The organism is Lysinibacillus sp. A1 (assembly GCF_000801965.1).
In the GTDB taxonomy this organism is placed as follows: domain Bacteria; phylum Bacillota; class Bacilli; order Bacillales_A; family Planococcaceae; genus Lysinibacillus; species Lysinibacillus fusiformis.
Window position 1 is genome coordinate 82,894 of the sequence record NZ_JSZM01000020.1, and the last position, 12,390, is coordinate 95,283.

The 12,390-nt window shown below is 39.5% G+C and carries 12 protein-coding genes; 7 read left to right on the forward strand and 5 right to left on the reverse strand.

Going from position 1 to position 12,390, the window contains the following annotated elements:
- The first annotated feature begins 169 nt into the window (after positions 1-169).
- The 3 genes from PI85_RS16575 to PI85_RS16585 all read left to right on the forward strand — a co-directional run bounded on the left by PI85_RS16575 (position 170) and on the right by PI85_RS16585 (position 2,818).
- Positions 170-1,120: an LCP family protein gene (locus PI85_RS16575; protein WP_036125800.1), complete on the forward strand. Its 951-nt coding sequence runs from the start codon at positions 170-172 to the stop codon at positions 1,118-1,120.
- 64 nt (positions 1,121-1,184) lie between these two features.
- Positions 1,185-2,384 (forward strand): AI-2E family transporter, encoded by a 1,200-nt coding sequence (locus tag PI85_RS16580; RefSeq protein WP_008177648.1) that lies wholly within the window; start codon positions 1,185-1,187, stop codon positions 2,382-2,384.
- 68 nt (positions 2,385-2,452) lie between these two features.
- Positions 2,453-2,818 (forward strand): cupin domain-containing protein, encoded by a 366-nt coding sequence (locus tag PI85_RS16585; RefSeq protein ID WP_036125802.1) that lies wholly within the window; start codon positions 2,453-2,455, stop codon positions 2,816-2,818.
- A 43-nt stretch (positions 2,819-2,861) separates the two neighbouring features.
- Here the strand turns inward: PI85_RS16585 and PI85_RS16590 are convergent, their stop codons facing one another.
- Positions 2,862-4,037 carry an aminotransferase class I/II-fold pyridoxal phosphate-dependent enzyme gene (locus PI85_RS16590; RefSeq protein ID WP_036125804.1) on the reverse strand — a complete coding sequence of 392 codons (1,176 nt, stop codon included), beginning with the start codon at positions 4,035-4,037 and terminating at the stop codon, positions 2,862-2,864.
- 278 nt (positions 4,038-4,315) lie between these two features.
- Here PI85_RS16590 and PI85_RS16595 point away from each other — a divergent pair, with 278 nt between their 5' ends.
- Positions 4,316-5,140, forward strand: coding sequence for an ATP-binding protein (locus tag PI85_RS16595; RefSeq protein WP_235318503.1), 825 nt, complete (start codon positions 4,316-4,318; stop codon positions 5,138-5,140).
- Between the two features lie 46 nt (positions 5,141-5,186).
- Here PI85_RS16595 and PI85_RS16600 read toward each other — a convergent pair whose 3' ends face one another.
- The gene (locus tag PI85_RS16600) at positions 5,187-5,981 is read right to left on the reverse strand and encodes an enoyl-CoA hydratase/isomerase family protein (RefSeq protein ID WP_036125810.1); all 795 of its coding nucleotides are present in this window, start codon (positions 5,979-5,981) and stop codon (positions 5,187-5,189) included.
- Positions 5,982-6,336: 355 nt separating this feature from the next.
- Between PI85_RS16600 and PI85_RS16605 the strand changes: the two genes are divergently transcribed.
- Entirely contained in the window at positions 6,337-7,212 is an 876-nt protein-coding gene (locus PI85_RS16605) for a site-specific integrase (protein WP_036125812.1), read from the forward strand.
- Between the two features lie 51 nt (positions 7,213-7,263).
- Here PI85_RS16605 and PI85_RS16610 read toward each other — a convergent pair whose 3' ends face one another.
- The 3 genes from PI85_RS16610 to PI85_RS16620 form a co-directional block, all read right to left on the reverse strand.
- Positions 7,264-8,118, reverse strand: coding sequence for a transglutaminase family protein (locus PI85_RS16610; protein WP_008177642.1), 855 nt, complete (start codon positions 8,116-8,118; stop codon positions 7,264-7,266).
- Between the two features lie 61 nt (positions 8,119-8,179).
- The gene (locus tag PI85_RS16615; RefSeq protein ID WP_082011586.1) at positions 8,180-9,145 is read right to left on the reverse strand and encodes an alpha-E domain-containing protein; all 966 of its coding nucleotides are present in this window, start codon (positions 9,143-9,145) and stop codon (positions 8,180-8,182) included.
- The gene (locus tag PI85_RS16620) at positions 9,099-10,589 is read right to left on the reverse strand and encodes a circularly permuted type 2 ATP-grasp protein (RefSeq protein WP_036125813.1); all 1,491 of its coding nucleotides are present in this window, start codon (positions 10,587-10,589) and stop codon (positions 9,099-9,101) included. Before PI85_RS16620 ends, PI85_RS16615 begins: the two co-directional genes overlap by 47 nt.
- A 75-nt stretch (positions 10,590-10,664) precedes the next feature.
- Here PI85_RS16620 and PI85_RS16625 point away from each other — a divergent pair, with 75 nt between their 5' ends.
- Together PI85_RS16625 and PI85_RS16630 are read left to right on the forward strand one after the other, a co-directional pair.
- Positions 10,665-11,078, forward strand: coding sequence for a hypothetical protein (locus PI85_RS16625; protein ID WP_036125818.1), 414 nt, complete (start codon positions 10,665-10,667; stop codon positions 11,076-11,078).
- A gap of 337 nt (positions 11,079-11,415) precedes the next feature.
- The gene (locus PI85_RS16630; RefSeq protein WP_036125820.1) at positions 11,416-12,378 is read left to right on the forward strand and encodes a tyrosine recombinase XerC; all 963 of its coding nucleotides are present in this window, start codon (positions 11,416-11,418) and stop codon (positions 12,376-12,378) included.
- Positions 12,379-12,390: the final 12 nt, after the last annotated feature.

A 12,390-nucleotide genomic window follows, 5' to 3' on the forward strand; every position in this document is an offset into this window, starting at 1 on the left:
TCCTTTCTTTTGTGAAAATATTATAGCATTGTTTGGCGAAAAAACTGAGCATTTGGGTGTAAAATAACAATAAGATAGATGAAGCTGGGACTTCCTCTATCAGCTAAATGAAACTTTCCGGCTAATCAATCGTTACATTAACTATAAAAAAATAGAGGAGTTAGTCATTATGGAAGAGCAAGATTATACAAGACGCTCACAACGCCCTACAAAACGAAAGCTTCGTAAAGGGAGAGCAATTTTTACATTATTAATACTCTGTGTCATGATTGTGGCAGGGTACTCTATCATGCAGTACCGAAGTGGACTAAAGCTTGCCAATCAAACACAAGTTGAGCAGGAGGATTTTTCTGGCGATACATTAAAAGGTGATATCGAAAATTACTTAATCCTCGGTGTCGATACACGTGGCGAGGAGAAATCTCGAACAGATACGATGATGGTATTATCTTGGAATAAATCAAACAATGATATTAAGCTCGTATCCTTTATGCGTGATATTTATGCGGAAATACCGGGCTATCAATCCTATAAACTTAATACAGCGTACTACTTAGATGGCGTACAGCTGCTGAAGGATACACTGACGAATATGTTCGGATTACCGATTCACCATTATGCCCTTATCGATTTTAAAAACTTTGAATCGTTGGTGGATATTTTAGCGCCTAATGGTGTTGAGATGGACGTTGAGAAGGATATGTCTGAAAATATTGGGGTAGAGTTAAAGCAAGGTGTTCATCACTTAAATGGCCAGGAGTTACTAGGCTATGCACGATTCCGTCATGATGCGGAAGGTGATTTCGGTCGTGTAGCACGTCAGCAAAAGGTTATCGAGGCTTTAAAAAATGAACTGTTAACACCTGCGAATGTATTGCATTTACCAAAATTCGTAGGGGCAGCACAAGGCTATATTACAACCGATTATTCTTCTGCTGAAGAAATGCAACAAGTGCTGAAATTGTTATCTAAGGGCAAGGTGAACATTGAAAAAGCAACGATTCCAATTGAAGGTAGCTATCAATTCCAAAACTTTAGTCATGCCGGCGATTCAATCGTGATAGATGTGGAACAAAATAAGGCCTTTTTAAGTGATTTTTTAGGCATTTCACTGGAGTGATATTTAGCAAAATCCAACATTATCCTGTAATATAAAGGTAGAGCTTTTTGATTGGGGTGGATATATGGAAAAAGAAAGACCAAAAGAACGTTCAAACCTGTTAGCAACCAAGTTTATTCGTTTCTTAGGTGGTAGAAACCTATTATTTACGCTGGTTATTTTATTATTAGTTGCATGTGTTATTTTTATGTTTAATCAAGTTTCCTTTATCTTTACCCCGCTTCAAGTATTATTTGAAGTAGTCATTTTACCAGGGGTACTAGCCGTCATTGGCTACTATTTATTACGTCCATTGTTGGCGATCTTGGTTAGATGGCGTATCCCGAGAATTTGGGGTATTTTAATACTCTACATTGCGGTCATTGGTGTCATTACACTGCTTGTTGTGTTGGTTTATCCGTTTTTACGTGACCAATTCACGAACCTTGTACAGGAATTCCCAGAGTATTTTATGAAGTTTACGGAAAAATTTGTTGCATTCTTTAATCATTCACGTTTTAACGATTATTTAGATAAAATTAATTTTGACTACAATGAAGTGGTTAAAAACTTCACTACAGATATGGTGAAAACTGTGAAGGATACAGCTGCAAATATAGCACAGGGTGTCGCATCCGGTATTACGGGCTTCCTCTCAACGTTAACAGGCATTGTTCTATCGCTTGTAACCGTACCATTCATTCTGTTTTATTTACTGAAAGAGGGCGAAAAGTTACCGAAATTTATGCTGAAAGTTTGCCCACCGCGTATGCGTAAAGAAGTGACTGAAATTTTCCATGATATGGACAAGCAAATTAGTTCTTACATACAAGGGCAAATTTTAGTATCCATGTGTATTGGTGCAATGGTAACGATTGGCTTCTTAATTATTGGAATGAAATATGCTTTATTGCTCGGCTTCCTTGCGATGATTACAAGTGTGGTGCCCTATTTAGGTCCTGTTATTGCCATCACACCAGCCGTTATTATTGCTCTTGTCACATCACCATTGATGCTGATTAAGCTAGCGATTGTATGGACAATCGTGCAGTTAATCGAGGGAAAATTCATTTCTCCACAAATTATGGGGAAATCGCTCAGTATTCACCCGATTACAATTATCTTTGTATTATTAACGGCAGGCTCGCTATTTGGTGTCCCTGGTGTCATTTTGGGCATTCCAGGATATGCCATCTTTAAAGTGCTTGTGACTCATTTATTCAAGCTATTTAAACAGCGCTATAACCGTTACGAGGACGACGTTCACCAAAAATATGATGTATAAGAAAATACAGCTACTGCCGCTTGACAGTAGCTGTATTTTTAATAGGAGATGAAGGAAGGAGAAAGGGAATGACATACATACCGATTAATTTTCAAGAAAAATTAGCGAAATTCCAAGAACACTGGTCACCAAAGGTAATTGCTGAAATGAATGACTATCAATTCAAGCTTGTTAAAGTGATGGGAGATTTTGTTTGGCATAAACATGATGATACAGATGAAGTGTTTATTGTTATTGAAGGGGAGCTTGTCATCGAATTCCGTGATGGAGAAGTGAGATTAAAGGAGGGGGAAATGTTTGTCGTACCACGCCAAGTTGAACACAAGCCTTACGCCGCTGCCGAGTGTAAAATTTTGCTTGTAGAGCCTGTTGGGGTAGTGAATACGGGGGAGGAAAAATCAGCACTTACTGCTGAAAATGATGTTTGGATTTAATTAAGAAAACCCTTCTAGCATGTTGTTAGAAGGGTTTTCTATGTTAGTTTTCTTGTAGTACTTGTACTTGCGCTAAACGATCAACAGCTTCCTGAAGGATTTCCGCTGGCTGTACGAGTGCTAAGCGCAAATAGCCTTGACCTGCCGTACCAAATACAGTACCTGGAACCGTCACAATGCCAACCTGCTCGATCAATTTAAAGGCAAGTTCTGTGCAGTCCATATCATATGGGTATTTAGCCCAAACAAACATACCGCCGTTGGAAGGTGCTGCGTCCCAACCTAGTGCCTGTAAGCCATTCATCAGTGTTTGATGACGCTTAGAGAAGGTTGCACGTAAGTTTGCCGTAATTTCTTCAGCATGATCGAGGGCAACGACAGCTGCATCCTGAATAGGCTCAAAAATACCGAAATCTAAATTCGATTTTAATTGCTTTATAATCGAGATCATTTCAGCATTTCCTGCGATATAGGCAATACGTGTTCCTGCTAAACTAAAGCTTTTGGAAAGGGAGTTAATTTCCATCCCTACTTCCTTCGCACCTGGGGTAGCAAGGAAGCTAATCGGTCCATCCCCCGTAAAATAAAACTCAGAATAGGCTGCATCATGCAGAACGATGATGTTATATTTTTTAGCAAAGGCAATCACTTTTTCAAAATATGCTAAGGATGGCATGGCAGGTACTGGGTTTCCTGGTAAGTTTAAAATTAATAGCTTTGCTTTTTGGGCAATATCTTCTGGTACAGCATCTAAGTCTGGAAGATAGTTGTTGTCAGCTGTTTGAGGCATGTAATAGGGTGTTGCACCAGCTAAGTGAATACCTGCGTCATACGCAACGTAAGCTGGGTTTGTCGATAGCACGATGTCTCCTGGATCACAAAAGGCCATTGGAAGATGCACTAAGCCTTCTTGAGAGCCAATCGTTTGAATGATTTCAGTAGTGGGGTCTAAATCAACATGGCTACGACGCTTATAGTAGCGACTAACTGCCTCATAAAAACGCTGTGTGCCTGTAAGTGTATAGCCATACGATTCAGCTAAACCTGCTCGATAAGATAGATGTTCACGAATTTTGGCGTGTGGGGGAAGGTCCGGGCTTCCTAAGCTTAAGTCAATCAGGGTCATGCCCTTTGTTTGCTGCTCTCTCGCAAAATTTTTCAAATCTCCGAAAATTGCTGGTGTAAATAATGACATTTTTTTAGATGGTACGATTTTCAAGACTAGTACACTCCTTGTAGTTGTATAACAGAATAGTAGTTCACATTTTATCATACTAAAGCACAGAAAGGGGCAGATATTCTGAAAAAAGAAAATATTTATATAATGTAGAGGATGTGTGCATAGGCTAGCGAAAATGGATTGCCTAATGTTGGGGAAACCAAACCTACTGTAAATTCCGTAAATCTAGAAGTTGTATTATACTTACTATATAGCTTTTCAATGAGAATCAAGGTACGAATCAATGGGTCTACCTACTATCATTAGCATAAGAGGGGGTGAGGGCTTTGAAGGTATATTCGTTAAGTGGACCAAGTGGCACAGGAAAAAGCACTAGTGCTCTATCATTTGCCCATAAAATTGGCGTTCAGGCGATTATCGATGATGGATTACTCATTGTCAATGGCGTGAGGGTCGCAGGAGTTTCTGCCAAATTTGAAAAAAATACAATTACCGCTGTCAGGCGTGCCATTTTTACGGATCAAGAGCATCGTGAGGCCGTCAAGAAAGCGCTAGCGACCCACCGAGTGGAATCTATTTTACTTATTGGGACGTCAACGAAAATGACAAACAGTATTGCAAAGCAGCTGGAGCTAGGGGCTATCGAGCATTATTATGATGTGGAAGATGTTCGTTCCTTTAAGGACATTCAAAAAGCTCGTTTTATTCGTCAAACGCAAGGGAAGCATGTTATGCCGATCCCTTATCGACAAGTTGAGCAAAACTTCTTTAAGCGACTGGTGCTAAAGGGAATGGAGATTTTTTCAACAAAACGTGAAAAGATAGGGGAAACAACCATTGTTCGTCCTGATTTTCAACGGGAGTATATTGAGATTAGTCATCATGTTTATGTCCAGCTACTTACGTATTGCTGTCAACAACAAGATTTTGTGCAAAAGGTGGAGCAAGTCCAATTTGTGCTAGGTGAACAAGTCCAAGCTATATTGACCCTACAGGTAAGGCTACCGATCGATTATCCCTTGGCAGAACGTTTATATAACTTACAACAAGCAGTTCAGACAGAGTTTTATGCGCATTTTGGCTATGAATTGGATGCTATCCATGTTCATGCAAAATCCGGAATACAGAAGAAAAAGTCATAAAAAACAGGTACTCCCGTCGCTATAGGGCGAGAAGAGTACCTGTTTTTTATTTAGGTTGACGCGTAAACAGTGGCTGGCGCTTTTCAACAAATGCTCGGCAACCCTCTGCAAAATCATTGCCGACAAATGGCGTGGAGCCATGCCATAAGGCTGGAACACTATCCAGGCATTCTTGGACAGATTGCTTGACTGCAAATAAGGATTCAGGAGACATCCCCGCCACAAGCTTACCCATGCGGATCATGTATTTATTTAAATCCTTCTCTGCTACAAGATAATTGAGCATCCCAAGCTTGTAAGCTTCCTCTGCTTTAAACATTCTTCCTGTAAATACTAAATCCTTGGTTGTAGCAGGGCCGACAAGCTGTACTAAGCGCTGTGCAAATTTATTATTTAAAGTGATCCCCAATTTACCAACAGGAATGCCGAGTTTGGCTTTATCGGAGCCAATCCGGATGTCGCAGGCTAGCGCTAATTCCAACCCAGCCCCCATGGCAGGCCCATTAATCACACCAATCGTAGGAATCGGCAAGCGCTCAATAGTGGAAATGGTCTTTTCCATATGTATAAACGCCTCCTCAGCCTTGTCGAGAGAGATGGCATTAAATTCTTTAATGTCAGAGCCAGCAGTGAAATTTTGTCCTGAGCCTCGTAAAATAAGGACTTTATTTTTAGGATTATCTAATACTTGTAGGGCAATTTTTGCTAATTGATCCCACATATTTGCGGTTAATGCATTTTTCGCCTGTGGTCGATGGATCGTAATAATTGCTAGCCCAGCAGTTTCTTGATAAATAATTTTTGCATCTTCTGCTTCCAGTCGAGTCGTCTTTACTTGCATGTTAAGAGCCCCCTAATTTGTTTATACCTTTATTATATAGCACAAGGAACGATAAACACGAAATTATACGAATTTTCATATAAAATTGCGTTGTTATACAAAATAGGTGGAATAAATAGCAATTGTTCTACAACAAGGAACGGAATTTACTATTGTAAGAAAGCAAAAGGTATGAGAAACTAAAAGACGAACATTTGTTTCTTAATTATGTAAGAAGCCTTGAAGGATGGGAGCGGGTATGAGCCTTGATTACAGATTATCCGACACTATAATCTTATATCAAAAACAAGAACATACGCACGCAATATATAGTAAAATGAAAATAACTACCGCTCAGTCAACAAGGAGGGAATGAATGATCACACTAAAGGACGCGTGGAACAGATATATGTTGCTGTTGCAGTCATTAAAGAAAAGTGCAGCAACGATGAAGCAGTACAATATGGATGGGCAGCATTTTTTATCCTTCGCCCATGAAAAAAATTACTTGTATGTAGATCACCAATTTCAAGAGTTATTACAAATTTATTGTCACGATATAAAGGAGACCTATAGCAATATCAATACATTTAATCATAAAATAGCAACAATGCGTGGCTTTGTAGACTTTATATTCTTACGAGAATGGATGGAGCCCTTTGATTATCAACATATTTTACAGCCGAGAAAAAGGCGAAAAGAGGCGTTACAAGTACTCACAAATAAGCAAATCGGGCAAATGGCTAATGTTTGGCCGACTTATTTTCAATATGCAAAATCAGCAGAGCATGCATGGCTGGCGAGACGGAATGGTTGTATTGTTCAAGTTTTGATGGAAACAGGTTGTAAGCCAGCAGAGCTTGTACGGATGAAGTGGTCGCATTTCCAAAGGGAAAAATCAACTCTTTTTATTGCCAATCGGAACGGACGCCGTGAGGTAAAGTGTTCACCCTTACTTATGGACATGCTAGAACATTATAAGGAAGAAACAGAATCCATGCATGACAAAAAGGTAGAGGAATGGGTGTGGGTGAGTGAGGCAAGCATGACAAAGTCGATTACGACGAAGACAGTGGAACGTATTTTTCAAACGATGTCTAAAGATATTGGAAAAAACGTCAGAGCTACCGATTTGCGTTATACCGTTATGCAAAGGGCGTTTCAGGAAGAGAAAACACTGGAACATATTCAGCAAGAAATGGGCTATGTTCGCAAATGGGTACTAACAGAAAGACAACAGCGCTTTGAATAAAAAATGTGCAGCAATCGCGTATGTCGCCATTCCTGCACAGGTCATTATTTCTTATAAGTGATTCAATGCTTTGACACTTACTTTTACGGTTAAATCATGCTTGCCTCCTGAATAAACCCCTTCAACAGGGCTTATATCACTATAATCTCGACCAATACACAAAATAATATGGTTTTCTAATACTTCCACATTATTTGTTGGATCAAGACCAATCCAGCCAATACCAGGTATCATAACTTCTACCCAAGCATGTGTTGCAATATCGCCGACGAGAGCTGAATTTTCATCGACATATAAATAACCACTAACATAACGTGCTGGAATTCCTTTAGAACGCAATACACCTAGCATAACATGAGTGAAATCCTGGCATACGCCACGTTTTAGGGCAAACGCCTCACTGGCTGTTGTACCCACATCTGTTGCTGAAGGATCATATTCAAAGCTAGAGTATAAGTATTGCATTAAATTAAGCGAAAAGAGCACAGGATTTTCAGCATGGCCAATTGCATGAAAAACTTCCTCCAGCTGTTGTTCTGTCATATACGTAAAATGAGTTGTTTTTAAATAGGGAAGATAATGTTCATAAAATAGTTGTGAGTGAAAAATAGTCTGCATTTCGGGCGAATATTGAATGCGGTGAATAAATGGCGCACGCTGGATACTGACAATCGACGATGTATGAATTTCTAGTACTTGATGCTGCTCAGGAATATAAAATGAACCTACTGTATTTCCCCAAATATCCGTATGCTCACGGGTAAGAGAGGATGGAGTAATTGCAATTCGATAGGATAACAGCCGTTGACGCTCATCACTCCGCGGCTTTAAACGAATCGTATTTAAGCTTTGATCGACTTCAGACTCATACTGAAAAATATTTGTATGTTGAATTTCAAATTTCATCGTGTCCGCTTCCTTCTGCTTACTGACTTGCCTGTTGAAAGGGAGCTGTGATGGATTCCTTTCAAGGTTGTATGCTGGGTTCATATAAATGATAGATTGTCGAGAATGTTTCGCTAAAGGCAATCCACTGACTCAATCTTTCCTCCATTATAGTGATGGCTTGCTCAACGCTCATTGACCAAAAATCAAGATGATCAATTGCTAGGACGAAGCTTTTGATGGTCGAATGAAGCGTTAAACATTTTGACGACAAAGGATCATGCTCGATGGACTTGAGAGCTTCTTCTAATTTTTTCAGACAAAACATGATCGAGCAAGGAAAATGTTCATCCTGCAATAAATATCGAATGACCGATAAGAGATTGGTTTGGCGGTGCTTCTGCAAAAATGATTCTTTTGCGGCAGCAAGCTCTAATAGAAATGTACCATCCATTTCATGAAGGGATGGGCCAGTTATTTTCTGTTGTTCGAGAATAATTAACGTCATCCGCATTGTTTTTTCTGCTCTCTCCAGCCATTTCCCAATCTGCATGAAATAAAAGGGGAGATCCCGATCCATCGTGTCCTCAATTAATCCAGTCACCATCCACAACGTTTTCCGAACTTCCTGTAAAAAAGCTTGAAGATCAATTAATGGGATAGGCCGATCCATTGTTAGTATGTCCTGTTGCTTAGTTAAATAAAAGGCATTTTGTATTTCCCATAGCTCCGCAGGTATACGATCTCTCGTAACTCGGGCATTTTCTCGAATGGCGCGTAATGTAGCATGGAGAGAGTTTCCGTTTTTATCAGAAAACAGAAGATAATCAATTAATGGGTTCACACGTATAGCTGTATAATTGGCTAAATACTCCTCCTTTGAGGCACAAATATTTAATACAGCCTCCCAATGATCAATATAATCATGTTCTTGCCCAGATTGCTCCAACATATTCAACAGCTGTACCTGTAATATATGTGTATTGGTTTGTGTACGTTCACTATACCGTGCCATCCAATATAACGCGTCGGCTACTCGACTCAGCATGCTGCAACTCCTCCTTTAAAATCCATGTATCCTTAGCACCACCGCCCTGCGATGAATTGACCACAAGTGAACCTTCTTGTAAGGCCACTCGTGATAATCCGCCTGGCAATACATAACAATCCTCACCCTTCATGGCATACACACGTAAATCCACATGGCAAGGATAGAATCGTCCATTTTGAAAGGATGGTGCTCTAGACAATTTGATAGTTGGCTGGGCAATATATTGGCATGGATGCACCATAATTTTATCCTTAAACAAAGCGATTTCTTCCTCACTTGCATGAGGACCAATCAGCATATCATAGCCCCCGGATGCACTCACATTTTTAATGACTAGCTCCTGAATATGCTTCAGTACCCACGCTCGCTGTTGCTCATCTTCTAAATGATAGGTTTTCACATTCGGTAATATTGGCTCTTCCTGTAGGTAATAGCGAATCATTTCAGGGACATAGGCATACATCGCTTTATCATCTGCCACGCCATTGCCAACAGCATTTAAAATGGCCACATTGCCTGCTTGGTAAACTGCCATTAAATGAGGGACACCCAATAAAGAGTCCTCACGGAATGCAACCGGATCTAAAAAATCATCATCGATACGGCGATAGATAATATCGATTTGCTGTAAACCATAGATGGTTTTCATATAAACCTTTAAATCCTGTACGACTAAATCGCGGCCCTCCACCAGTTGAATACTTAAATGCTGAGCTAAAAATACGTGATCATAATAGGCCGAGTTGTACATTCCTGCTGTTAGTAGCACAGCTTTTGGTTCTCGCCCTTCATCCATAGTAGGTGGGCGGTGGGCAAGCAGTGCTTTTTTCATGTTAGCCATTTGCTTATCAAGAGATAAGATCGTATGCTTTGAAAAAAATTCTGGATACACTTCCTTCATGACGTCACGGTTTTCAAACACATAAGAAATGCCTGAAGGATTCCGTAAATTGTCTTCCAGCACGAAATAATCACCGTTTTCATCCCGTATTAAATCAATACCTGCTAAAAATATATGATTAGCAATTGGCACCTTAAGTCCCTGCATGATTGGCGAGAAATATGGATTCTTTTCTACCAGCTTTCTAGGGATATAGCCATCACGGATGATTTTTTGTTCAGCATACACATCCTGTAAAAATAAATTCAGTGCTTCCACACGTTGTTTGACGCCTGCCTCAATACTTGCCCACTGTGTTTGAGGAATAATGATAGGGACGCAATCAAAGGGCATGGTCCTTTCGGTTCCATCTTGTGCACCATAGACCGTAAAAGTAATGCCTTGTCTGAGAAAGCTTGATTGGGCTTGACGATATTTCTCCTCGAGTTGCTCCTGCGAAAAAATGGATAGCTTATGATGAAAAGATCGATAATGGGGCTTCGGTTGATTGCCATCAAACATTTCATCGAAAAACAGACTAGAATCATATAAATTCATCATATGGATCCCTCCGAATTTGAGTAGTAATAAAAACATGGTACACTGTGAGTAAATACATAAAAGGAGCTAACATTCATGACAATCATTAATCTAATGCAAGCTTATGAACTTGATAAACTTTCTAAATTAAACTTTTCTGACGAGGAAATCTTACGTGCTTTACGGGCGGGGGATGTATCAGCCTGGCAGGAACAAGTACCAAACTATGATTTTAGTGAAACAATGGCACTTTTTCAGGGTGGCGAACAAGAGTTCTTAGATGCGTTACATGGCCATTATCGAATCAAGTATGTAACATTACCTGGCATCCAACGTTTATTGCACCTGCGCTTTAACCTTGAAGAAGGGATAGATTACCAACTTTTAGAAACTGGTATCCAGCATTTGATGTGTGATGAGGAAACGGTCACAAAACTACAGCAAATGTTATCGACGAACTGGTCTCTTACAAAACAAGCTGATCAGAAATACTCAGTTTTTGTAAAATAGTCATTTTATCCAAATAATACCATGCGTGTTGTGAGACGAATCGACATGGGCAGTTACCCACCTTTCTATTTTTCGAGTCGCCTCACAAAGCAATAGAAGTATACTAGATTTTAATATTCATAGAACATCAACTTTATACCTAAAAACCAAAAACTGTCACAATTCTTTTCTTATTTAGTCAGAAGGTCCTCTATATAAAAGGGGATCTTTTTTATTCACTTATATAGAACGTACGTTTCTTTAGTGTAGAAAAGTAGCTTGTTTTTTCAATAAAGTTCCCAAATTTATATTTGGGAACGTTTTTTATGGTAAAATAGAGCAAATAGAGGTGATTGGGATGCAAAAAACAAAACAACCAAAAATCATGAAGGACTTTCTTGTTTATTTAACTACCATCAAAGGAAAGTCCCAGCGCACAAGAAAAGAATACGAATATGATTTGACTTTATTTTTCCGTTTCCATACAGCTGTCCAGGAGGATCTTGATATAGAAAATTTATCAGTCATTGATATTGCCACCATTACAATAGAAGAAATTCGAGATATTACATTGGAGGACCTTTATTACTTTATGGAGTATTGTGAGGTACAGCGTGGAAATTCTGCAGCTTCAAGGGCACGGAAGGTTGCGACATTAAAATCCTTTTTCAAATACTTAAAAGGGAAACGGCGACTAATTGAGGAAAACCCAGCAGAGGAATTAGAAACACCGAAAATTGGTCGAAAAAGACCCATCTATATGAATTTTCAAGAAGCTACACAATTTATAGATGGCATACCTGCTAATCAGGCATCACCAAGAAATTACTGTATGATGATGTTTTTCTTAAACTTAGGAATTCGTGTGACAGAGCTATGCCAGCTTAATATTACATCTATACAAGGACGTCATTTAACCGTTGTCGGGAAGGGCAATAAGGAGCGTACTGTTTACTTGAATGATAGCTGCATGCAGGCACTAGCAGACTATGAGAATAGTGGGAAAACACCATATAAGGGAAACGGAGATGAGCCCCTTTTTGTCTCCCAAAAGGGAACACGTTTTACACGGCAAACTGTAGCTAAAATCGTGAAGCGAATTAATCAGCAATCAGGTCTTCAAAAGGAACGACTTACACCACATAAGCTGCGCCATACTTCGGCAACTTTGATGTATAAGGCTGGTGCTGATATTAGGAGCTTACAGCACATCTTAGGGCATTCAAGTGTAGCAACCACTCAAATTTATACACATATTGAGGATGAACAGCTACAGCAGGTTTTAGAAAACAATCCATTTAATATGGTGCATGAAAGATGATTTTCACCCACC